Annotated in this window: 24 protein-coding genes; 11 read left to right on the top strand and 13 right to left on the bottom strand. The window is 64.1% G+C overall.

Annotation, left to right across the window (positions count from 1 at the left end; genetic code table 11):
- Positions 1 to 38: 38 nt before the first annotated feature.
- Positions 39 to 593, top strand: coding sequence for a GNAT family N-acetyltransferase (locus VQ045_RS05535; RefSeq protein WP_442873792.1), 555 nt, complete (start codon positions 39 to 41; stop codon positions 591 to 593).
- Positions 594 to 642: 49 nt separating this feature from the next.
- The gene (locus VQ045_RS05530; protein ID WP_327622310.1) at positions 643 to 3,540 is read left to right on the top strand and encodes an EAL domain-containing protein; all 2,898 of its coding nucleotides are present in this window, start codon (positions 643 to 645) and stop codon (positions 3,538 to 3,540) included.
- Positions 3,541 to 3,599: 59 nt separating this feature from the next.
- On the opposite strand, the gene VQ045_RS05525 is transcribed toward VQ045_RS05530, so the two are convergent.
- Positions 3,600 to 4,202 (bottom strand): YqgE/AlgH family protein, encoded by a 603-nt coding sequence (locus tag VQ045_RS05525; RefSeq protein ID WP_442872837.1) that lies wholly within the window; start codon positions 4,200 to 4,202, stop codon positions 3,600 to 3,602.
- A 212-nt stretch (positions 4,203 to 4,414) separates the two neighbouring features.
- On the opposite strand from VQ045_RS05525, the gene VQ045_RS05520 reads away from it, so the two are divergent.
- Together VQ045_RS05520 and VQ045_RS05515 are read left to right on the top strand one after the other, a co-directional pair.
- On the top strand, positions 4,415 to 5,251 hold the full coding sequence (locus VQ045_RS05520; RefSeq protein ID WP_331829404.1) for a protein-disulfide reductase DsbD domain-containing protein: 837 nt from the start codon (positions 4,415 to 4,417) through the stop codon (positions 5,249 to 5,251).
- Between the two features lie 94 nt (positions 5,252 to 5,345).
- Positions 5,346 to 5,831: a peroxiredoxin gene (locus tag VQ045_RS05515; RefSeq protein WP_331829403.1), complete on the top strand. Its 486-nt coding sequence runs from the start codon at positions 5,346 to 5,348 to the stop codon at positions 5,829 to 5,831.
- Positions 5,832 to 5,871: 40 nt separating this feature from the next.
- Here VQ045_RS05515 and rnhA read toward each other — a convergent pair whose 3' ends face one another.
- Genes rnhA through ispH form a run of 3 tightly spaced genes read right to left on the bottom strand, consistent with a single transcriptional unit; the run spans position 5,872 to position 8,281 of the window.
- Positions 5,872 to 6,336, bottom strand: coding sequence for a ribonuclease HI (gene rnhA, locus VQ045_RS05510; RefSeq protein WP_331829402.1), 465 nt, complete (start codon positions 6,334 to 6,336; stop codon positions 5,872 to 5,874).
- Positions 6,333 to 7,313 carry a homoserine kinase gene (locus VQ045_RS05505; protein ID WP_331829401.1) on the bottom strand — a complete coding sequence of 327 codons (981 nt, stop codon included), beginning with the start codon at positions 7,311 to 7,313 and terminating at the stop codon, positions 6,333 to 6,335. The genes rnhA and VQ045_RS05505 overlap by 4 nt, the downstream gene beginning before the upstream one ends.
- Positions 7,314 to 7,315: 2 nt before the next feature.
- Positions 7,316 to 8,281, bottom strand: a complete 966-nt coding sequence (ispH, locus tag VQ045_RS05500; RefSeq protein WP_331829416.1) for a 4-hydroxy-3-methylbut-2-enyl diphosphate reductase — start codon at positions 8,279 to 8,281, stop codon at positions 7,316 to 7,318.
- A gap of 288 nt (positions 8,282 to 8,569) precedes the next feature.
- Between ispH and VQ045_RS05495 the strand changes: the two genes are divergently transcribed.
- Entirely contained in the window at positions 8,570 to 8,905 is a 336-nt protein-coding gene (locus VQ045_RS05495) for a PilZ domain-containing protein (protein WP_327644919.1), read from the top strand.
- A gap of 5 nt (positions 8,906 to 8,910) precedes the next feature.
- Here the strand turns inward: VQ045_RS05495 and VQ045_RS05490 are convergent, their stop codons facing one another.
- The 8 genes from VQ045_RS05490 to coxB form a co-directional block, all read right to left on the bottom strand.
- Positions 8,911 to 9,696 (bottom strand): SURF1 family protein, encoded by a 786-nt coding sequence (locus VQ045_RS05490; protein WP_327644921.1) that lies wholly within the window; start codon positions 9,694 to 9,696, stop codon positions 8,911 to 8,913.
- A 10-nt stretch (positions 9,697 to 9,706) separates the two neighbouring features.
- Positions 9,707 to 10,093: a DUF983 domain-containing protein gene (locus VQ045_RS05485; protein ID WP_327644923.1), complete on the bottom strand. Its 387-nt coding sequence runs from the start codon at positions 10,091 to 10,093 to the stop codon at positions 9,707 to 9,709.
- 94 nt (positions 10,094 to 10,187) lie between these two features.
- Positions 10,188 to 11,066: a cytochrome c oxidase subunit 3 gene (locus VQ045_RS05480; RefSeq protein WP_327622320.1), complete on the bottom strand. Its 879-nt coding sequence runs from the start codon at positions 11,064 to 11,066 to the stop codon at positions 10,188 to 10,190.
- A gap of 117 nt (positions 11,067 to 11,183) precedes the next feature.
- Complete coding sequence (locus tag VQ045_RS05475; RefSeq protein WP_442872840.1) at positions 11,184 to 11,807, bottom strand: cytochrome c oxidase assembly protein; 624 nt, start codon at positions 11,805 to 11,807, stop codon at positions 11,184 to 11,186.
- A gap of 5 nt (positions 11,808 to 11,812) precedes the next feature.
- A complete protein-coding gene (locus VQ045_RS05470) occupies positions 11,813 to 11,947 on the bottom strand; it encodes a protoheme IX farnesyltransferase (protein ID WP_327644925.1) in 135 nt (44 codons plus the stop codon).
- 1 nt (position 11,948) lies between these two features.
- Positions 11,949 to 12,893 carry a heme o synthase gene (locus VQ045_RS05465; RefSeq protein ID WP_442872836.1) on the bottom strand — a complete coding sequence of 315 codons (945 nt, stop codon included), beginning with the start codon at positions 12,891 to 12,893 and terminating at the stop codon, positions 11,949 to 11,951.
- A gap of 135 nt (positions 12,894 to 13,028) precedes the next feature.
- The gene (ctaD, locus tag VQ045_RS05460) at positions 13,029 to 14,630 is read right to left on the bottom strand and encodes a cytochrome c oxidase subunit I (protein WP_331829400.1); all 1,602 of its coding nucleotides are present in this window, start codon (positions 14,628 to 14,630) and stop codon (positions 13,029 to 13,031) included.
- 29 nt (positions 14,631 to 14,659) lie between these two features.
- The gene (coxB, locus tag VQ045_RS05455) at positions 14,660 to 15,571 is read right to left on the bottom strand and encodes a cytochrome c oxidase subunit II (RefSeq protein WP_327622324.1); all 912 of its coding nucleotides are present in this window, start codon (positions 15,569 to 15,571) and stop codon (positions 14,660 to 14,662) included.
- A 415-nt stretch (positions 15,572 to 15,986) separates the two neighbouring features.
- Here coxB and VQ045_RS05450 point away from each other — a divergent pair, with 415 nt between their 5' ends.
- From VQ045_RS05450 to VQ045_RS05440, 3 genes are all read left to right on the top strand, one after another.
- Entirely contained in the window at positions 15,987 to 16,463 is a 477-nt protein-coding gene (locus VQ045_RS05450) for an invasion associated locus B family protein (RefSeq protein WP_331829415.1), read from the top strand.
- A 112-nt stretch (positions 16,464 to 16,575) separates the two neighbouring features.
- Positions 16,576 to 17,991, top strand: coding sequence for a metalloprotease TldD (tldD, locus tag VQ045_RS05445; RefSeq protein WP_327622325.1), 1,416 nt, complete (start codon positions 16,576 to 16,578; stop codon positions 17,989 to 17,991).
- Positions 17,988 to 18,695: an NAD-dependent deacylase gene (locus tag VQ045_RS05440; RefSeq protein WP_331829399.1), complete on the top strand. Its 708-nt coding sequence runs from the start codon at positions 17,988 to 17,990 to the stop codon at positions 18,693 to 18,695. Before tldD ends, VQ045_RS05440 begins: the two co-directional genes overlap by 4 nt.
- A 54-nt stretch (positions 18,696 to 18,749) precedes the next feature.
- On the opposite strand, the gene pdxH is transcribed toward VQ045_RS05440, so the two are convergent.
- A complete protein-coding gene (gene pdxH / locus VQ045_RS05435; RefSeq protein WP_327622328.1) occupies positions 18,750 to 19,370 on the bottom strand; it encodes a pyridoxamine 5'-phosphate oxidase in 621 nt (206 codons plus the stop codon).
- Positions 19,371 to 19,464: 94 nt separating this feature from the next.
- Here pdxH and VQ045_RS05430 point away from each other — a divergent pair, with 94 nt between their 5' ends.
- The 3 genes from VQ045_RS05430 (at position 19,465) to fabI (ending at position 21,924) form a co-directional block, all read left to right on the top strand.
- Complete coding sequence (locus VQ045_RS05430; RefSeq protein ID WP_331829398.1) at positions 19,465 to 19,869, top strand: RT0821/Lpp0805 family surface protein; 405 nt, start codon at positions 19,465 to 19,467, stop codon at positions 19,867 to 19,869.
- Positions 19,870 to 19,996: 127 nt separating this feature from the next.
- Positions 19,997 to 20,962: a DnaJ C-terminal domain-containing protein gene (locus VQ045_RS05425; protein ID WP_331829397.1), complete on the top strand. Its 966-nt coding sequence runs from the start codon at positions 19,997 to 19,999 to the stop codon at positions 20,960 to 20,962.
- A 137-nt stretch (positions 20,963 to 21,099) separates the two neighbouring features.
- Positions 21,100 to 21,924: an enoyl-ACP reductase FabI gene (fabI, locus tag VQ045_RS05420; protein ID WP_327622331.1), complete on the top strand. Its 825-nt coding sequence runs from the start codon at positions 21,100 to 21,102 to the stop codon at positions 21,922 to 21,924.
- Positions 21,925 to 21,928: the final 4 nt, after the last annotated feature.

Genomic DNA, 21,928 nt, shown 5'->3' with positions numbered 1-21,928 from the left:
AGCTTCCGAGCCTGGAAGGCGACGGGATCTTGCTGCGCATGCCCCGGCGCGGCGACTACGCGGCCTGGCGAGCATTGCGAGGCGACAGTCGCGAATTCCTGAAGCCGTGGGAGCCGTTATGGACGGCCGACGAATTGTCGTGGGAGGCCTATCGCCTGCGCCTTCGCCGCTACAGTCAGGACGCGCGCGAAAACACCAGCTTCTCCTTCTTTCTGTTCGACGCGGAAGGCAGAACCCTGTACGGCGGCACCACCATCGGCCAGATCCGGCGCGGGGTCGCGCAGTCCGGCACGTTGGGCTACTGGATGGGCGAGCGTTATGCGGGCTCCGGTCTGATGCCGCGCGCGGTGGATCTCATGAAGCTGTTCGCCTTCGACGTGCAGGGGCTGCATCGCATCGAGGCCGCCTGCCTGCCGTCCAACACCCGGTCGATAAGATTGTTGGAAAAATGCGGTTTCACGCGCGAGGGTCATCTGCGAAACTACCTGAAAATCGCCGGGCGGTGGGAGGACCACTATCTTTACTCTCTGCTCGCCGAAGAATGGTCGCGATCGAGGTCCAGGGAACGGCTCTGTGCCCTACCCGCGGAATGATCGCGGCATGGCTGTGACGCAGAGACGCAAGAAGGCTTCGCGAACGGCTATGCGATCCACACTCCCGTCCGGGAAACTGATTCTCGCGCTGATCGCGCTCGTCCTGGCGTCTTTCGTGACCGCGGTACCATCGCGGGCGTTGGAGCCGGTCAGCATTTCGCGCGACGATACCGCCATCGACCTGAAACCCGCGGTCGACATCCATCGCGACCAGGGACGCAGTTTCCAGGTGGCGACCGTCCCAGGCGCCGACGGGATCGTACGCCGGATCGAGATCGAGGCGAATTCGCCCGACGCCTCGGGCAATTGGGCGGTCTTCGCTCTTGCCAATAACGGCGACGAGCAGATCGACCGCCTCGTCGTGGCGCCGCATTTCCGTCTCGTCGGATCGGGCATCGTCTGGCCGGATCTCGGATCCCAGCGCATCGCCTCGATCACGCCCTCACAGGGCTTCGCCCTGGAACGCCAACCGAGCTCGGACGCGGACGTCTTTCTGGTGACCCTCGATCCGGGAGCGATCGTCACCTTCGTCGCCGAACTGACGGCGTCCAATCTCCCGGACATCCGGCTTTGGGAGCCCAACGCCTACAAGGACACGATCAACGCCTTTACCCTTTACCGCGGCATCGTTCTCGGCATTTCCGGCCTGCTCGCGGTGTTCCTGACGATCCTGTTCGTGGTCAAGGGCTCGGCGATGTTTCCCGCGACGGCCGCACTCGCCTGGGCCGTGCTCGCCTATATCTGCATCGACTTCGACTTCTGGCAGAAACTCGTGCCGGTCCTGCCGGGCCAGGAACGAATGTGGCGCGCCGGAACGGAGGTGGCCCTCGCCTTCACGCTGGTCGTCTTCCTGTATGCCTACCTCAACCTCAACCGCTGGCACGGCCTGTTGTCGATCTTTACCGTGCTGTGGCTCGCCGCGCTCGGAACGCTGGGGGCCGTAGCCGCTTTCGATCCCGTGATCGCGTCAGGGATTGCCCGCCTGTCGCTCGCAGCCACCGCCATTGTCGGGCTTGGGCTGATCGCGACGCTCGCCGCCCAGGGCTTCGACCGGGCGATCATGCTGATCCCGACCTGGTGCCTCATTTTGCTATGGCTCGTCGCCGGGTGGATGACGACGACCGGCCGCATCGACAACGACATCATCCAGCCGGCGCTCGGCGGCGGCCTGGTACTGATCGTGCTGCTCATCGGCTTCACGGTGATGCAGCATGCCTTCGCCGGCGGCGGCTTCGCGCAGGGACTTCTGTCAGACATGGAACGGCGCTCGCTGGCGCTGGCGGGCACCGGCGACGCGATCTTCGATTGGGACGTCAGCCGCGACCGCATCTTCGCCGGCGCCGACGGCGACGCCCTCGCCGGCATGCCGGTCGCGTCGATGAACGGCCCGGCGCGGGACTGGCTGCCGATCCTCCACCCCGACGACCGCGATCGTTTCAGGATGACGCTGGACACCATCCTGGAACACCGCCGCGGGCGCATCTCGCAGGAATTCCGTTTACGCGACGAAGATGGCCACTATCACTGGATGGCGCTGCGCGCGCGCCCGGTCCTCGGCAGCGACGGCGAGGTTGCGCGCTGCGTCGGAACGCTGAAGGACGTGACCGAGCGCAAGAAGGCCGAGGAGCGGTTGCTGCACGACGCGCTGCACGACCAGTTGACCGGACTGCCGAACCGCGAGCTGTTCAAGGACCGGCTGGATGCAATCGGCGTTCTCGCGGCAACCCGCCCCGACGTGCATCCGACGATCTTCGTGATCGATCTCGACCGCTTCAAACAGGTCAACGACGATTTCGGCATCGCCACGGGCGATACCATCCTGCTGACCTTGGGACGGCGGCTGAAGCGCCTGCTGAAGCCCGAGGACTCGCTCGCCCGCTTGGGCAGCGACCAGTTCGGGCTGATCTTGCTGTCGCAGACCGAGGTCGGGGCCGTCGCGGCCTTCGCCGAGACGCTGCGCGACGGCATCAAGGCGCCGATCGCCTTCGCCAACCGGGAGATCGTGCTAACCGGCGCGATCGGCCTGACCGGCTGGACGGAGTCATCCAGCCCGGACGAGGTGCTCAAGGAGGCGGAACTCGCCATGTACGAGGCGAAGCGGGGCGGCGGCGACCGCATCGAGCCGTTCCGGCCCTCCTACCGCAGCGCCGGCTATGGCCGCCTGCAAGTGGAATCGGACCTGCGCCGCGCCTTCGAACGCAAAGAGTTGTCGCTGGCGTTCCAGCCGATCATCCGGCTCGACGGCGAGGAAACCGCCGGCTTCGAGGCGCTGCTGCGGTGGGAGCACCCGAGACGCGGCGCCATCTCGCCAACCGAGTTCGTGCCAATCGCCGAGAGTACAGGCCTGATCGTCCAGCTCGGCCAGTTTGCCCTCGAGGAAGCCGCCCGGCGACTGAGCGACTGGCAGCGAATGACCGGGAACCAGAAGCTGTTCATGTCGGTCAACATCTCCAGCCGGCAGCTCATTCGCCAGGATCTGATCGCCGACGTCAAAACGGTTCTGGAGCGTTACCGCCTGCCGCCGGGGAGCCTGAAGCTGGAGCTCACCGAATCGATCGTGATGGACAATCCAGAGCGCTCGGCGCAACTGCTGACGCGGCTGCGCAGCCTCGGCGTCGGGCTTTCGCTGGACGATTTCGGCACCGGTTACTCCTCCCTCGCCTATCTGATGGGCTTTCCCTTCGACACGCTGAAGATCGACCAGTCGTTCCTGAAGAACAACAGCCAGCCGCAACGCCCGATCATCCTGCACTCGATCGTCACGATGGCCCATGACCTCGGCTTGCAGGTGGTCGCGGAAGGCGTGGAAAGCGATTCCGACCTCGTCCTGCTGCGTCAGCTGAACTGTGAATACGCCCAGAGCTTCATGTTCTCGCAGCCACTGACGGCGGAGCAGGCGCGCAAGGCGCTGCACGATCACATGGTCGGGTTGAAACGGGCCAGCTGACGCGCCGGCGGGATCCGCGCGGGACGCGAAAAAGCGTGAAGCGGTTGTCGTCCGATGCTCTAGGCGTGGCCGGCATCGCTGGCCAGGAACGCCGCGTCGACCCCCAGCAAGGCCAGGGCGCGGCCGTATTTCTGGTCGAGCTGATTATCGAAGACGATGCCGAGATCGGCCTTGCAGGTCAGCCAGCCATTCGCCGCGATCTCGTTTTCCAATTGCCCCGGCGCCCAGCCGGCATAACCGAGCGCCATGATCGCGGTGCGAGGGCCGATGCCTTGCGAAATCGCCTTGAGGATATCGAGCGTCGGGGTCAGCGAAATCCGGTCGTCCACCGGCACGGTCGAGTCGGAATCGTAATCGTCCGAATGCAGCACGAAGCCTCGGCCCTTTTCCACCGGGCCGCCCATGCAGACTGAGACCTCCAGCCCTTTCTCCGGCAGGTGGATGTCCGTCTCGCTGGCGACGATGCCGAGCTGGGTCAAAAGGGCTGGAAAACTGACCGGCTGCGGCTTGTTGATGATGAAGCCCATCGCCCCATTCGCCGAATGGGCGCAGAGATAGATGACGCTGCGCACGAAGCGTTCGTCCTCCATGCCCGGCATGGCGATCAGAAAATGCCCCTCGAGCGTGGTATCGATGCTATCGTGTCCGATGTCGTGATCCATATTCATGCCAACCACATGTCGTGCCCGGATGTCGTCACAAAGGTTCTCATCATTCGGACGATTAGACCAGAGCAAGTGGGCCACGTCTCTGGGTGGAAATTCCCTCTTCTCGTTATTTTGAATGGCGGGCGGTCCGCCGTCGGGTCTATCCACGCTTGACCGCGCACGGCTTCGCGCGTTTGTACAGGCAGGACGAAGGAGTGGAACCGATCATGATACGGACCATCCGGATGGCATATGGCCTTGCCGGCGTGCTTGGCCTCGCTCTTCTGGCCGGCGAAACCCACGCCGCGAGCGACGGCGCGACGCTGGCGACGGATCAGGTCACGATAAGGTTGGCGCGCGAGACCGCCATGCCGGACGGCACGGTTCGTGGTGCGCTGGTCGTCGACCTCGCGCCAGGCTGGAAGACCTACTGGATCGACCCCGGCGCCTCCGGCATCCCGCCCACGATCGACTTTTCCGAAACCAGCGGACTCGGCACAGCCAAGCTGCGCTTCCCCGCCCCGCATCGCCTGGGCGAGGATTTCAGTCGCGCCAACGGCTACAAGCAACCGCTGTCGATCGTCTTCGAACTCGCGCCCGAGCCGGACGCAACGATCGGACCGATCGAAGCGCAGATCCTGCTCGGTGTCTGTGCCGAAATCTGCATTCCGGTGCAGGCGAAGCTCACCGGCGGGAGCGACGCGGCCGCCGACGCGACCACCGTCGCCGCGGCCTTCTCGGCCCTGCCGGATCGATCCGGCGATATCGGCCGAATCCGATCGGTCGTCGCCAATGCCAAGGGCGATGTGCTGACGATCACCGCCGAATACGCCGGAGCAACCGAAACGCCGGATCTTTTCGTGCGGGGCCCCGAAGGCTGGTATTTCGACGAGCCGGCCGCCCCGGCCTGGCGGGACGGCAATCTGGTCTTCGAGGTCAAGGTGGTGGACCGACCGCGTGGCGCAAAAGGCGCTCCGGAGACGATCGACGTCGTCTTCACCGATGGTCCACGCGCCTTCGAGGCCAACGACATAGCGGTTGCGGCCAAACCGCCGCAGGGCTGACAGGCTCGACAAAAGCATGGGGCGCCCCACATCCGGGCATCGCTGGCGCTTGGCCAGGATCAAGCCGCTTGGCGGCGTACGAGAGGGATGACATATGGCTATCGGCGTAGGCGACAAGATTCCAAATGCGACACTGAAGACCAAGGTGCCGGATGGCCCCGCCGATCTGTCCACCGACGAGATCTTCGCCGGCAAGACGGTCGTGCTGTTCGCCGTGCCCGGCGCGTTCACGCCGACCTGCTCGATGAACCATCTGCCCGGCTTTTTGAACCACAATGACGAGATTCGCGCCAAGGGCGTCGACACGATCGCCGTCGTCGCGGTCAACGACATCTTCGTCATGAGCGCCTGGGAAAAGGCCAATGACGCGGCCGGCAAGATCCTGTTCCTGTCGGATGGCAACGGCGAGTTCACCAAGGCAGTCGGGCTCGATGTCGACCTTTCGGTGGCAGGCCTCGGCGTCCGGTCCAAGCGCTATTCGATGATCGTCGAGAACGGCGTCGTCAAAGCCCTCAATATCGAGGAATCACCGGGTCAGGCTGACAAATCGTCGGCCGAGGCGCTGCTCGAGCAGCTCTGAGTCAACCCGGCAAACGCATGGAGAACGGGCCGTGAGGATGTTACCTCGCGGTCCGTTTTCCAGTCTTGAACGGCTCCATGCCGGCGCGGGCGAGTTCGTCGGCGCGCTCGTTGAGTTCGTCGCCGTCATGGCCCCGGACCCAATGGAACGCCACTTCGTGGCGGCCCTTCTCCGCTTCGAGCCGCTGCCATAGCTCGGCATTCTTCACCGGCTTCTTGTCGGCGGTCTTCCAGCCGTTGCGCTTCCAGCCGTGAATCCATTTGGTGATGCCGTCGCGCATATAGGTCGAGTCGGAATACAGATCGACGGTGCAGGGGCGCTTCAGCGCGGCGAGCGCCTCGATCACGGCCGTGAGCTCCATGCGGTTGTTGGTGGTCTGCTCCGCGCCACCCTTCAACTCCTTCGCCGCCCCGTTGAAGCGCAGGATCGCGCCCCAGCCGCCCGGCCCCGGATTGCCCGAACAGGCCCCGTCGGTATGGATCTCGACCCGGATTGCCTCGCTCATGCCTTCACCCGTCCGGTATCGAACCCATACCCCGCAGAACTTCCGACCGAACGGTGGAAGCGCAGCTTGCGCAAATATTCCTTCGGGTCCTTCTTGGTGACGAAGGAGCCCTCCGGCGTGTTCAGCCAATCGTAGAGCCGCGTCAGCAAGAAGCGCAGGGACGCGCCACGGCAAAGGACGGGAAGCACCGCGAGTTCCTCTTCCAGCAACGGCCGAACCGCGGCGTACCCCTCAAGCAGCGCCCTGCCCTTGGTCACGTTGAAGCTTGCGTCCGATTCAAAGCACCAGGCGCATAGCCCGATCGCCAGGTCGTAGGCCAGGAGGTCGTCGCAGGCGAAATAGAAGTCGATCAGGCCGGACAACTCACCGGAGAGGAAGAAGACGTTGTCGGGGAAGAGATCGGCATGGATGATGCCGCGCGGGATATCCGTTGGCCAGTTTGCTTCCAGGAACGCCAGTTCCGCCGCGATCTCGTCGGACAGACCCGGCTCCACCTCATCGGCGCGGCCATCGCAACTCGCAAACAGCGGCCGCCAGTCAGCGAGCGCCAGGCCGTTTGCCCGATGCAGCGGGAAATCCGCGGCTTCCGCGTGCATGCGCGCCATGGCGCCACCGACGGCCCGGCAATGGTCCGCCGACGGTCGGCGGGTCCACATGCCTTCCAGAAAGGTAAAGATCGCCGCCGGGCGGCCCGACAGTTCTCCGAGCGACTCGCCGGCGCGCGTATGGACCGGCAGCGGGCAGGACAGCCCGCGCTCGGCCAGATGCTCCATCAGGCCGACGAAGAAAGGCAGGTCGTCGCGGTTCACCCGCTTTTCGTAGAGCGTGAGGATGAAGGTCCCGCCGCCGGTGCGCAGCAGGAAGTTCGAATTCTCGACGCCCTCGGCGATGCCCTTGTAGCTCAGCAGCGGGCCGAGGTCGTAGTCGGCGAGAAACGCTGTCAGCTGCGATTCCGAAACGTCCGTATAGACCGCCACGCTCAGACCTGACCGTTCACGAAGGCCATGTCGGCCGCCGTCAGCGGCGTCTGGCGAAGGCTGCGCATGACCGGGAAATTCTCGTTCTCCTCGGCCGTCCGCACCAGCTCGATGGCGACCTCGAACCGTTCGCGGAACGCCGCGACGATGGCGTCGATGAGAATTTCCGGCGCCGAGGCACCGGCCGACATCGCGATGGTGCCGCCCGGCACGATCGCATCCCAGGGAATGTCCGCCACGCCTTCGACCAGAACCCCCTCGGCCGCGCCGAAGCGTTCCGCCACCTCGACCAGCCGGCGCGAATTCGACGAGTTCGGCGCCCCGACCACGAGGAAGACGTCGGCGCCGGGAGCGGCTGCCTTCACCGCCTCCTGCCGGTTGGTCGTGGCATAGCAGATCGATTCCGACGAGGGCGCGTGCAGCGCCGGGAACTTCGCCTGCAATGCCTCGACGATCCCGATCGTGTCGTCGACCGACAGCGTCGTCTGGGTGACGAAGCCAAGGGTGGCCGAATCGCTCGCGACATAGGCGGCGACATCCGCCTCGGTCTCGATCAGGGTCACCGCGCCTTCGGGCAGTTGGCCCATGGTGCCCACGACCTCCGGATGACCGCGATGACCGATCAACAGAACATGGCGGCCGAGCCGCATGTGCCGCATCGCCTGCTTGTGGACCTTCGAGACCAGGGGACATGTGGCGTCGAGGTAAAGCATCTCACGCGCCTCGGCCGCTGCTGGAACCGACTTCGGCACGCCATGCGCCGAAAAGACCACCGGTTGGCCATCGTCGGGAATATCGTCGAGTTCCTTGACGAAGACCGCGCCCATGTTGCGCAGGCCTTCGACGACATAGCGGTTGTGGACGATCTCATGGCGCACATAGACCGGAGCGCCATATTTCTTCAGCGCCAGAACGACGATCTGGATTGCCCGGTCGACACCGGCGCAAAAGCCGCGCGGCTCGCACATGCGGATTGTCAGTTTCGGCTTTGCGGCAGGGACGGACAAGAATGGCTCCGGTGTTGGCGGTATCGCTCGATCGGCGGGCCGAATGAAGGGATCGACCATGTGCGTGTCAAGTCTCGCCGTGCCTACAGCATGTTGGTGAAAACCGGAATCCGTTTTCGGAGCACTGCTTCGCGGGACCTGATCGGTCGTTCCACTGCGCCGCCGGCGTTAAGCCTAACAACATCCAAATCTTGGCAGAGGCGTCTTTCGAATTTACTCAGGATACCGAATGAATTCGGGAGAGATCCAATGCTCGAACAAAGACGCAATCGCCGACGCCGTGTCTGCCTGGCCGGCGCGGTCACATGCGGCCCCGAAAGCGCGATCCTGCCCGTTCGGATCAAGAACCTGTCCGACCATGGCGCCGAAATCGTCGCTGCGGATGGACACATTCCCTCGCGCGATGTCGAGTTTTCCGTTCAGCGTGCCGACGCGCGGATCAGATCGGCCAAGGTCGTGTGGCGCAGAATGCGGAATTTCGGCCTAGAATTCAGCGACGGCCGCGACGATCGGGGCGATACGGACGCCACGGTCCGTCGGCTCTTGTCAGATCTCGGCAGGTTCGGTTCGACCCGCGGCGACTGAACGGTTCAGCTTGAGGCGCCGGTGGCTGCCCGAGCCGCGCGTCGATCCCGCACCACGAGCAACACCGTCATTACCGCCAGCACGAAGGCCAGCCCGTACCAGGTGATGGCGTATTGCAGATGGCTGTTCGCGATCTCGATGACAGTCGTCCCCCCCACCGGCCAGCCGCCGGGCGCCCGGCCCGGCCCGGCATCGACGAAAAACGGCAGCACCCGCGCGTCGCTTGTGAGCGTCAGGCCGGCGGCCATCGCATCGAGATCGCGCCAGAAAAACATCTGCTTGGCCGTATCGTTGTCGGGCACGAAATAGCCCGACTTCTGGGTCGGCGCGTTCCTTGCCAGACCCGTAATCGTCACGCTTCCCTCGACCTGCCCCTCCGGGCGCGTCGCCGGCTCGCGCAGCTCATAGGGGACGAAGCCGCGATTGACGAACACGACATCCCCGTCCCCTGTCACGAGCGGCGTATAAACGTTCCAGCCGGCCTGGCCGTCGAAGGTCGACAGAAAGTAGCGCTCGCCCTCATGGAGGAAGCGGCCGTTGACCGTCACTGGGATGTAGTCGACATCGCCTGTGGCGGCATACGCCGCGCGAAGCGCCGTCAGATCGACGGGTTTTGTGTCAACTCGCTGTTCGATCCGGTCGATGAGGCCTTGCTTCCAGGCGAGCCGTTCGACCTGCCAGGTGCCCAGACCGGCGAGGATCGCGATCCCGGCAAGGCAGAAACCCAGCGCCAACCAGAAGCGCGCGCGGGACATGCGGCTGCCCATAGCGTCGTTGGCGGCAGGGCTCACGGGCGCGATATCACCGGTCAAGATCGAGACGGCCTTCCGATGCCCGGTGCTTGTATTGCAACGCGATCATCAATCCCTTGAGACTGCGCAGGAGCGGCAGGCTGAGGATCAGCGTCAGCGGCAGCCAGAGCAGGAAATGCACCCACAAGGGCGGGCCCACCGTGACCTCCAGCCAGAGGGCCAGTCCAACGACGATAAAGCCGATGATCAAAATCACGAAGACCGCCGGACCATCGCCGCTGTCGATGAAAGCGTAGTCCAGATCGCAATTGGTACAGCGCGGCGCGACGGACAAAAAGCCGGAAAACAATCGCCCCTCGCCGCAGCGGGGACAGCGTCCCCGCAGCCCGGCCTTGGCCGGGTCGGCCGGCGTATGCGGCGCCCTGTCTTGGCTCATCGGTTTGCGGTCTCCCAAAAATGGCAGAGGCGGCTGCTTGCGCGCCGCCTCTGCCATAAACCATCGGCTCGCCGTCGACCGGCCGAGACAGGTTTCAGCCTTCGGCGATCGTCGCGCCCCAGCTGCCCCAGATATAGATGCAGAAGAACAGGAACAGCCAGACGACGTCGACGAAGTGCCAGTACCAGGCGGCGGCCTCGAAGCCGAAGTGCTTCTGCGGGGTGAACTGCCCCTTCATCGCCCGGATCAGGCAGACGGTCAGGAAGATCGTCCCGATGATGACGTGGAAGCCGTGGAAGCCGGTCGCCATGAAGAAGGTCGAACCGTAGATCGACCCGGCAAAGGCAAACGGCGCGTGGGCGTATTCGTAGAACTGGACGTAGGAGAAGATGACGCCGAGGATGATGGTCAGCGCCAGCCCCCAGACCAGGCCCTTGCGGTCGTTATGCAGCAGGGCATGGTGCGCCCAGGTGACCGTCGTGCCCGACAAGAGCAGGGTGATCGTATTGAACAGCGGCAGGTGCAGCGGATCGAGCACGTCGATGCCGACTGGCGGCCATTGCCCGCCCAGGACTTCCGCCCGCATTGGCTGAACGGCTTCGCCGGGAAACAGGCTGGCGTCGAAGAACGCCCAGAACCAAGCGGCGAAGAACATCACCTCGGAGGCGATGAACATGATCATGCCGTAGCGCAGATGCAGCGATACCACCCGCGTATGGGCGCCCTCGCGGCCCTCCTTGATGGTGTCCGACCACCATGCATACATCACGTAAAGAACGATCGCCAAACCGAGGAAGAACAGCCAGGGACCAGCGAGATCCAGGCCGAAGACCACAAACTGGTTGCCGGCGGCGCCACGCATGAAGCCGACGAGGCCGAACAGCATGACGAACGCGCCGATCGAGCCGATGAACGGCCACGGGCTCGGATCGATGATATGGTAGTCGTGGTGCTTGGCGTGCGTGTCTGCCATTACGGGTCCCCGGTCTGATCCTCTATGCCCGGCGATCTGCCTATCGGAGATCGCGAGCCAATTCCAGCTTCACTCTTGCCTGCCGCGCGCGTCCGATATCCCGGTCGCTCGCGGGTCTCACAGTTTGTTCGTCGTGTCCGTGCTCGTCCCGTTTTGCGGCGCCGCCGCAACCGACTCATCGGGATCGTCGACCCTGAAGAACGTGTAGGACAAGGTAATTCCCGGCGCATTCTTCAATTCGTCCGCTTCCAGCATGTCCGGATCGACGTAAAAGACGATCGGCATGTCCAGCTCTTCCCCCGGCTGGAGCGTCTGGTTATCAAAACAGAAGCAGGCGATCTTGTTGAAATAGACCCCGGCGGCGTTGGGCGTGACATTGAACGTCGCCTGCCCCGTGACCGCCCGGTCGGAATTGTTCTTCACATGAAAGCTGGTCTCGCGCGTCTCACCGAGTTTCACCGTGACCTGCCGGTCGTTCGGCTGAAACGCCCAGGGAAGGTCGCCGTCGACGTTGCCGTCGAAGCGCACGATCACCGTACGGTCGATGACGCGGCTCGAACCCGCCTCCGCCCGCTGTGTGGTGCCACCATAGCCGGTGACCTGACAGAACAGCTGATAGAGCGGCACGGAGGCATAGGCGGCGCCGACCATGCCGACGGCGAAGGCCGCGCAGGCAACGGCGATAACGATGCCCTTGCGGCCGGCTGTGCGGGGCGCCGGCTTTCCCGCGTCACGTTCCATCCCGCTCATGACGCCATCTTCGCGATCGAGACGACGTAGAAGATGACGACGAGCGCCACGAGGACGACCCCGATCGCGATCGACCGGTGCCGTCGCGCCCGCTGTTCCGCCTCGGTGAGCCTTACGCGATCCTCTTCCACATCAGGCTCCGATCATGGTCGACACAGGCCGCAAAAGCGCTTCGGCGAGAAGAATCACGAACAGGCCGAACAGATAAAGGATGGAAAAGGCGAACAACCGCTTGGCCGGAATCATCTTCGGATCGCCGTCGGCCATGCGCAGCGTCGCATAGGCATGACGAAGAAAGTTCGCCCCGAGCAGGACCGAGGCAATTCCGTAGACCGGCCCGGCGAAGCCCAGGAGCCAAGGCGCGACGCCGACCGGTACAAGCACCAGTGAGTAGATGAAAATCTGGATTCGCGTCGTGCGTTCGCCGGCGACATTCGGCAGCATCGGCACGCCGGCGTTGTCATAGTCTTTCAGCTTGAACAGCGCCAGCGCCCAGAAGTGCGGCGGCGTCCAAAGGAAGATGATGAGAAAGAGAACGATGCTCTCGACCGCGACGCCGCCCGTGACGGCGGCCCAGCCGATCATCGGCGGGAAGGCTCCCGCCGCGCCGCCGATGACGATGTTCTGCGGCGTCGAGCGCTTCAGCCACATGGTGTAGACGACGGCGTAAAAGAAGATCGTGAAGGCGAGCAGCCCGGCGGCGAACCAGTTCGAGGCGAGACCGAGCAGCGAAACCGCGAGCAAAGACAGCCCGAGCCCGAAGGCCAGCGCCGTCTCCGGCTCGACACGCCCGGCCGGGATCGGACGCTTCGCCGTGCGCGTCATGACGCGGTCGATGTCTGCGTCATACCACATGTTGAGCGCGCCCGAAGCGCCCGCGCCGATCGCGATCGACAGGATCGAGATAACCGCGAGCGTCGGATGCAAAGAGCCAGGGGCCAGCGCGAGGCCGGTGATCGCGGTGAGAACCACCAGCGACATGACCCGGGGCTTGAGTAGCGCCAGGAAGTCACGCGGCTCGGCAAGGCTCACGCCGTTGGAGCGCACCTCGCTGTTGGTGGGGCCGAGAAGCGTCAAGTCGAACCTCGAACTCGTCCATCTGACCGGTGTCCGGTCGCATTGGGCGCCCTCCCGAATGGGAAGGCCCCGAATATTGGTGCGCCCGGTCCGAAGACCGTAGCGCATTTACCGTGCGGCGTCAGCCGGCGCGTCTCACTTCACGCGCGGCAGCTCTTCCCACTGGTGGTAGGGCGGCGGCGAGGACAGCTGCCACTCGAGCGACGTCGCTCCCGCACCCCAGGGATTGGGGCCGGCGATCCGCTTTTTGGCGAAGGCTTCCCAAATTCCATAGAGGAAGATCGCGACGCCCACGGCCGAGATGTAGGAGCCCATCGACGACACGAAGTTCCAGCCCGCGAACGCCTCCGGGTAGTCGGCGTAACGACGTGGCATGCCGGCGGCGCCGAGGAAGTGCTGCGGGAAGAACAGAATGTTGACGCCGACGAAAGTCGTCCAGAAGTGTATCTTGCCGATCATCTCGTTGTACATGTAGCCCGACATTTTCGGGAACCAGTAGTACCAGGCCCCGAAGATGGCGAAGACCGCGCCGAGCGACAGCACGTAGTGGAAGTGAGCGACGACGTAATAGGTGTCGTGCAGCACGCGGTCCAGGCCGGCATTGGCCAGCTTGACGCCGGTGACGCCGCCAACGGTGAACAGGAAAATAAAGCCGAGAGCCCACAGCATCGGCGTCTTGAACGACAGCGAGCCGCCCCACATCGTCGCGATCCACGAGAAGATCTTGATGCCCGTTGGCACCGCGATGACCATGGTTGCGAACACGAAATAACGCTGTGTGTTAAGCGAGATGCCGGTCGTATACATGTGGTGCGCCCACACAACGAAGCCGACGACGCCGATCGCGACCATGGCGTAGGCCATTCCGAGATAGCCGAAAACCGGCTTCTTGGAGAAGGTCGAGATGATGTGGCTGACGATGCCGAAACCGGGCAGGATCAGGATGTAGACCTCCGGATGTCCGAAGAACCAGAACAGATGCTGGTACAGGATCGGATCGCCGCCACCCGATGGATCGAAGAAGGTCGTACCGAAATTGCGATCGGTCAGCAGCATGGTGATCGCGCCGGCAAGCACTGGCAGCGACAACAGCAGCAGGAAGGCAGTCACCAGCACCGACCAGGCGAACAGCGGCATCTTGTGCAGGGTCATGCCCGGCGCGCGCATGTTGAGGATGGTGGTGATGAAGTTGATGGCGCCGAGGATCGACGAGGCGCCGGCAATATGCAGCGAGAAGATCGCGAGATCGACGGCCGGGCCGGGGTGACCGGATGTCGACAACGGCGGATACAGGGTCCAGCCGGTGCCGGCACCGTTGGAACCGGGAGCTCCCTCGACGAACATCGACAGAATCAGTAGCGGGAAGGAAACGGCGAGCAGCCAGAACGAGATGTTGTTCAACCGCGGAAAGGCCATGTCCGGCGCGCCGATCATGATCGGCACCATCCAGTTGGCGAAACCGCCGATCAGCGCCGGCATGACCATGAAGAAGATCATGATCAGGCCATGCCCGGTGGTGAGCACGTTGTAGAGCTGCGGATCGCCGAAGATCTGCAAGCCGGGCTCCTGGAGCTCCATGCGCATCGCAACGGAGAGGCCACCGCCGATGATGCCCGCACAGATCGCGAAGATCAGGTAGAGCGTCCCGATGTCCTTGTGATTCGTCGAATAGACCCAGCGCGTCCAGCCGGACGGCTTGTGAGCGTCATGGGCGTCGTGGGTGGCGCCATAGGCCATTGTCGATCTCCCTCAAACCCTGTTGGTGTTCAGCGACCGGCAACGGCGATGCCGTCCGCGGAGTCGATCTCCGCGGTCAGCTGCGCGTTGGCGTTCTCCAGATCCTGCGAAGCAGCGGCATACCAGCTGGCGAACTGCTCCTTCGAAACGACCCGGATGGCGATCGGCATATTGTAGTGAGCCTGGCCGCAGAGCTCCGAGCACTGGCCGTAGAAGATGCCCTCCCGCTGCGCCTCGAACCAGGATTCGTTCAGGCGACCGGGAACCGCATCGACCTTGACGCCCATCGACGGCATCGCGAAGGCGTGAATGACGTCAGCCGACGTCGACAGCAGGCGAATCACCGTATCGACGGGAACGACCACCTCGTTGTCGACCGCCAAGAGATGGGGATAGGTCCCCTTGTCCTGCTTGCCGGCGCCATCGCGATCTTCCTCCAGCAGAGGATAGGATTCATACGAGACCGTCTCGGCCTGCGCCTGCGCGGTGCCATCCGCCGGCTGATATTCGTAACCCCAATACCACTGATAGCCGGTCGCCTTGATGGTCAGTTCCGGCTCGCTTGGCGGATTGTACTGCGCCGTCAGCAGCTGGAAGGACGGGATCGCCAGGAACAGGAGGATGATCACCGGCGCGACGGTCCAGACGACCTCGATCAGCGTATTGTGGCTGGTGCGGGACGGGACCGGATTGCGGCTTTCGCGGAAGCGGTAGATGCACCACCCCAAAAGCGCCGCAACGATGATGGTGATCGGGATGACGAAGGCCAGCGCGTACCAGTTGAACCATTGAATCTGGCTCTCGATAGGCGACATGGCGTCCTGAAGCAGGATCTGCCAGGGATGCGGCTGTCCGGGAAGCAGGTCCGCTTCCTGCGCGATGGCAGCCCCGGCCGTCGAAAGAAACGCCGTTGCAGCAAAGATCGATCGTCTCACTCGCATTGTCTCCTGTCGCTCTCGCGTCAGTCCCTGATCCGGAACGGATACTGCTTGGAACCAGCGAACGCCAGCACCAAAACATATGATAATCCGAATATGTCCGGTAGCCCAGTGCTTCAAACCACGAAACCCGGTTTTCCGCAACATCTTAGAACGGCCATCCACTTGCGACATATTCGCGATGCCGCGGGCATAATCCGAGCAACATCAGTCGCTAGCGAGGCTTTGTGCGAAAGGACGGTGCTCGCGCGACGCGCGTTTTATGCGATTATCCCCGCGCTATGGACATCCGCCTCGCCGGCAAGCGGCATCGCCGGTAACCAATTATTTGCCATAGAAGCGGCAAATGAGAAGCAAGCCTGATTCGGATTTTACGATGACACATGCCTTTCTGCCGCGACTCGCGGCCCTCGTCCTGATGGCCGCCGCAACTGCGACCCAGCCCGCCGCGGCGCAATCCGGCGCCACCGGAACGGTCAAGTCCCAGCACGGGGCGTGGGCCATTGTCTGCGATCAGCCGGCCGGCGCCTCCGGCGAACAATGCGCCCTGCTTCAGAACGTCGTTGCCGAGGACCGTCCCGAAGTCGGCCTCTCGATCGTCGCGCTGAAGACAGCAGACCAGCAGGCGCGCATCCTGCGCGTGCTCGCCCCGCTCGGCATTCTTCTGCCCAATGGCCTCGGATTGTATGTCGACGGCAACGACATCGGCAGAGCGCAGTTCGTGCGCTGCTTCCAGGACGGATGCTTCGCCGAGGTGGTTCTCGCCGACGAACTGCTGGAAACCTTGTCCAGCGGCAAGATGGCGACCTTCATCGTCTTCCAGACGCCAGAACAGGGCATCGGTATCCCGGTAGACCTCGACGGCTTCAAGGACGGCTTCGCCGCCCTGCCGTGATCGCGGCGAACGCCGGCCGGAGCCGCGCGGCTGTCTCGTGCCCCCAGCCGTTGGCATACGGCCCACCCGCTCTTATGTCGTGGCTCTGAATCTTTCGACCGAGGAGCCTGCCATGACCGCGTCGCTGATCGAGCGCTTCGACATTTCCAGAGCCGAGATCGACACCATCCTTGGCGAAGCGCTCCAAGGCGCGGACGATGGCGAACTGTTTCTCGAATACCGCGAGTCGGAATCGCTGGTGTTCGACAATGGCCGCCTCAAGGCCGGCAATTTCTCGACCGACCAGGGCTTCGGCTTGCGCGCCGTCGCCGGTGATGCCGTCGGCTACGCCCATGCGGGTGACTTTTCCGACGCCGCCCTGAAACGCGCGGCACAAGCCGTCACCGCCGTGAAAACCGGTCATCACGGGACCTATGCCGAGCCGCCCGCCGGCACCAATCGCAAGCTCTATGGCGACGAGAACCCGATCCCCTCGCCGGGATTCGAGGCGAAGATCAAGCTTCTCCAGGACATCGACGCCTATGTGCGGGCCAAGGGCGAGGATGTGCGCCAGGTTTCGGTGACGCTCGGCTCGCAATGGCAGACGGTCGAAATCCTGCGCGCCGACGGACGGCTGGCCAAGGACGTGCGACCGCTGGTGCGGATCAATGTTTCGGTGGTCTGCGGCAAGGATGACCGGCAGGAATCGGGCTCGTTCGGCGCCGGAGGACGGACTGGCTTCGGCGAGTTTTTTGTCACCGAAAACTGGCAGCATATCGCCGACGAGGCGCTGCGCCAGGCCCGGGTCAATCTCAGCGCCGTTCCCGCCCCCGCCGGCACTTTCGACATCGTGCTAGGGTCCGGCTGGCCGGGCGTCATGCTGCACGAGGCGGTAGGCCACGGACTGGAGGGCGATTTCAACCGCAAGAAGACCTCCGCCTTTGCCGGCCTGATGGGCAGCCAGGTGGCGGCCAAGGGGGTCACCGTCGTCGATGACGGCACCATCGCCGAGCGGCGCGGCTCGCTGACGATCGACGACGAAGGCACGCCGACGAACCGGACCGTGCTGATCGAGGACGGCAAGCTGGTCGGCTACATGCAGGACCGCCAGAACGCCCGGCTGATGGGGATGGCCGCCACCGGCAACGGTCGGCGCCAGTCCTACGCCCATTCGCCGATGCCGCGTATGACCAACACCATGATGCTGGAGGGGTCGCACACGCCGCAGGAGATAATCGCCTCGGTCAAGGACGGCATTTATGCCGTCTCCTTCGGTGGTGGCCAGGTCGACATCACCAGCGGCAAATTTGTCTTCGGCTGCACCGAGGCCTACCGGATCCGCGACGGCAAGGTCGAGGAGCCGGTAAAAGGCGCGATGCTGATCGGCAATGGACCGGAGGCGATGCACCGGGTGTCGATGATCGGCAACGACGTCGCCCTCGATACCGGGATTGGCATGTGCGGCAAGAACGGCCAGGGCGTGCCCGTCGGCGTCGGCCAGCCGCATCTGCGCATGGACCAGGTAACGGTCGGTGGCACCGAGGCGTGAGACGCCCCGGTTCGATCGTTATCCTGACGGGCGCTGGAATCTCGGCCGAATCCGGCGTCGACACCTTCCGCGACAAGGGCGGGATCTGGTCGCGGGTGAAGCTGGAGGACGTGGCGACGCCGGAAGTCTTTTCCCGCGATTCGGCGATGGTTCACGCGTTCTACAATGCTCGCCGCGCGGGGCTTGCCGCGATCGAGCCCAATGCGGCCCACCACGCCCTCGCCAAGCTGGAACGCGTCCATGACGGCGCCGTCACGCTGGTCACGCAGAATATCGACGATCTGCACGAACGCGCCGGCTCGCGAAATATCGTCCATATGCATGGCGAACTCACCAAGGCGTTCTGCGCGACCTGCGGAGCCCACTTATTGGCGGACGGTGATTTGAGCGCCGATCTGGTCTGTAGCGCCTGCGGACATGCCGGCGGCATGCGCCCGGACGTCGTCTGGTTCGGCGAGATCCCCTATCATATGGACGACATCTACAAGCGCCTTCTGGCCGCCGATCTCTTCGTCTCCATCGGCACCAGCGGTGCGGTCTATCCGGCGGCGGGCTTCGTCGCCGAGGCGCGCGCCGCCGGAATCCGAACCCTGGAACTCAATCTCGAGCCGTCGGACGGCACGCCGCTTTTCGACGAGGCCCGTCACGGCAAGGCAAGCGTCCTGGTGCCGGCGTTCGTCACCGAGATCCGAGCAGGGATCTGACGCGCCAGCCGCCTTGGCCTGAAGCCAGCCTCCACGCCGATCAGGCAGCCGCTGTTATGGATACACGCGTTCGACAGTCCAGGGCGCACCTGGCTCCGTTCGCCGGAAGATCGCCCGATCGTGCAAGCGAAACTGGCCATCCTGCCAGAACTCGATCTGGACCGGCACCAGACGAAATCCCGACCAACGGGCCGGCCGCGGGATGTCACCATCGCCATACTGTTCGCCCAATTCGGCGACACGCTTCTCCAGGACCGCGCGGTTATCGAGCGGCCGCGACTGGTCCGACGCCCAGGCCCCGACCCGGCTGCCCCGCGGCCGCTCGGCAAAATAGGCATCGGCTTCGTCGTCGCTGACGATCTCGACCGGCCCGCGCAGCCGAACCTGCCGGCGTAGCGACTTCCAATGGAAGCACATGGCGGCCTTGCGGCTGGCGAGAATCTGCCGACCCTTATCGCTCTCGAAATTGGTGTAGACGACGAAGCCCCGTTCATCGAACCCCTTCAGGAGCATCATTCTGACATCGGGCAGCCCGTGTTCGTCGACGCTCGCCAGCGCGGTCGCGCCCGGATCGTTCGACTCGCTCTCTCCAGCGGCGTCGAGCCAGGTGGAAAACAGGGCAAACGGATCGTCGCCGACAGGCGTTTCACCAAGGGTTAATAGTTCCTTCGCCATATTGGACCTGTCTTACCTTTCCGGAACACCTTGCCGAATCGCGCGCGGCAACCTTAGACATAAAAGATTGATGGCACTGTTCAAAACTCTTTCAATGATCGCTCTTCTACTCGGCCTCGGCGGATGCGTCGTGTCGGGACCGGGACTTGGCGACATGGTGGATAACAGCTTCATCACCGGCTCGATCGCGCCGGCCGTCGACGCCGCGCCGACCCAGGTGGCCGCACAGCCGGACCAGGTCTCGGACCGGCGCACCGTGCGCAACGCCGTCTCCGCTGCCGATATCGAGGGCGCCGGCGGGCGCTACGCCTGGGCCAACCCGCAGACCGGTGCCAACGGCGTCATCACGGCGCTGCAGGAAGTGCGCGCGGGACGGCAGATCTGCCGGAAATTCCAGACCTCCCGTCAGCGCTTCGACGGCATCGCCCTCTACAATGGCGAGGCCTGCACGGTCGGGGAAGGCGAATGGGCTCTCGTGCGGTTCGACGAAAATCGCTGATCCGCCTTCGTCAGCCTACGCTCCGCCCTTAAATTTCCCACCTCCCGCCTACATATAGGCTTTCGGCGCGGCCCGGCCGCTGTCCCTCGTTCAACATCCGTCCGCATCGTGAAGGACCCATTGCCTCATGCGCGATCCTTACGCCGCTCTTGGCGTCGCAAAATCCGCGAGCGAGAAGGACATCAAGTCGGCCTTCCGCAAGCTCGCCAAGCAGTACCACCCTGATGCCAACGCGAAGGATCCAACCGCCGCGGCGCGTTTCAACGAAGCCAACCAAGCTTACGAGATTCTCGGTGACAAGGAGAAGCGGGCGCAATTCGACCGCGGCGAGATCGATGCGGAAGGCAAGCCGAAATTCCAAGGCTTCTCCGGATTTGGCGGGGGCGCGGGCGGCAGTCCGTTCGCCGGACGGCGCGCCGGTCAGCCGGGAGGCTTTGAATTCCGCTCCACGGGTCGGGCGGAGGATTTCGGCGAGGAGAGCACGTTCTCCGACTTCTTCGAACAGGCTTTTCGCGGCGCGGGCGCCGGCAGGGGGGGTGATCGCGCCGGGTTTTCTGCGGCACGCGAGGCAGCGGCCAAGGCACCCGACATCAAGGCCAACCTCAGGGTGCGGCTCGCCGACATCGTCTCGAACGAAAAGGTCGAGGCCATCTTCCCGAACGGGAAACGGCTGGCGATCCGGCTTCCCGATGGCGTCGAGGACGGACAGGTTATCCGGCTGAAGGGACAGGGCCAGCCGGCGGCCTATCCGGGCGGCGCGGCCGGAGACGCGCTCGTGACCATCAATTTCGCCGCGCATCCGCGCTTTCGGGTCGAGGGGCGCGATCTCGTCCATGATCTGCCGGTTCCGCTGACGACGGCGGTACTCGGCGGCAAGGTCGAGGTCGAGACACTGGACGGGCGGATCGCCTTGTCGATCCCGGCCTGGACCGATTCCGGCAAGACCTTCCGCCTTCGCGGCAAGGGCCTGACCGCCAAATCCGGCGGCCGGGGGGACCTTCTCGCCACCGTTCAGGTCATGTTGCCGGCCGGCGATCACGAACTCGCGGATTTACTAAGACAGCGGGCCGAGAGCGAGAACGCGGCCGGATGACGGGTCGCATTGCCATGCGTCTGTCAACCTCGTGCGCAGGGATGCGCGGGAGGGCCGCGCTTGATGGCCGGCCGGGCCTATGTCATACCCGCCGCCGCAAAACTATCCATCGCCGAGACATCTGAAGGAACAACACCATGGCCCAGTCGACCGGTCTGATGGACGGCAAACGCGGCCTCGTCATGGGTGTTGCGAACAACCGTTCGATCGCCTGGGGTATCGCCAAGGCCCTCGCCGCGCAGGGAGCGGAGATCGCGCTGACCTATCAGGGCGACGCCCTGAAGAAGCGGGTCGGACCGCTCGCCGACGAGATCGGCGCGGTTCTTGCCGGACATTGCGACGTGACCGACGAGACCACGATCGACGCGGTCTTCGCCGATGTCGAACAGCGCTGGGGCAAGATCGATTTCCTCGTCCACGCCATCGCCTTTTCCGACAAGGACGAGCTGACCGGACGTTATGTCGAGACGTCTCGGGAAAACTTCCGCAAGACGATGGACATATCGGTCTATTCCCTGACGGCCGTCGCGGCGCGAGCGGAGAAGCTGCTGGTCGATGGCGGATCGATCCTGACGCTAACCTATTACGGCGCCGAGAAGGTGATGCCGCACTACAACGTCATGGGCGTCGCCAAGGCCGCTCTCGAGGCGTCCGTCCGCTATCTCGCCGTCGATCTCGGCAAGCAGGCGATCCGGGTCAACGCCATCTCGGCCGGGCCAATCAAGACGCTGGCCGCCTCGGGCATCGGCGACTTCCGCTACATTCTCAAGTGGAACGAATACAATTCGCCGCTCAAGCGCACCGTGACCACCGACGAGGTCGGTCAGTCGGCGCTGTATCTCTTGTCCGACATGTCGCGCGGCGTCACCGGGGAAGTTCACCATGTCGATTGCGGATACCACACCGTCGGCATGAAGGCGGTGGACGCGCCGGATATCTCGGTGGTGAAGGATCTTCCGTAGGCGG

Origin of the sequence: Aurantimonas sp. E1-2-R+4 (genome assembly GCF_036549515.1) — a bacterium.
Lineage (GTDB): Bacteria > Pseudomonadota > Alphaproteobacteria > Rhizobiales > Rhizobiaceae > Aurantimonas > Aurantimonas coralicida_A.
The sequence above is the reverse complement of the archived record's forward strand: the minus strand, read 5'-3'. Positions and strand labels throughout refer to the sequence as shown.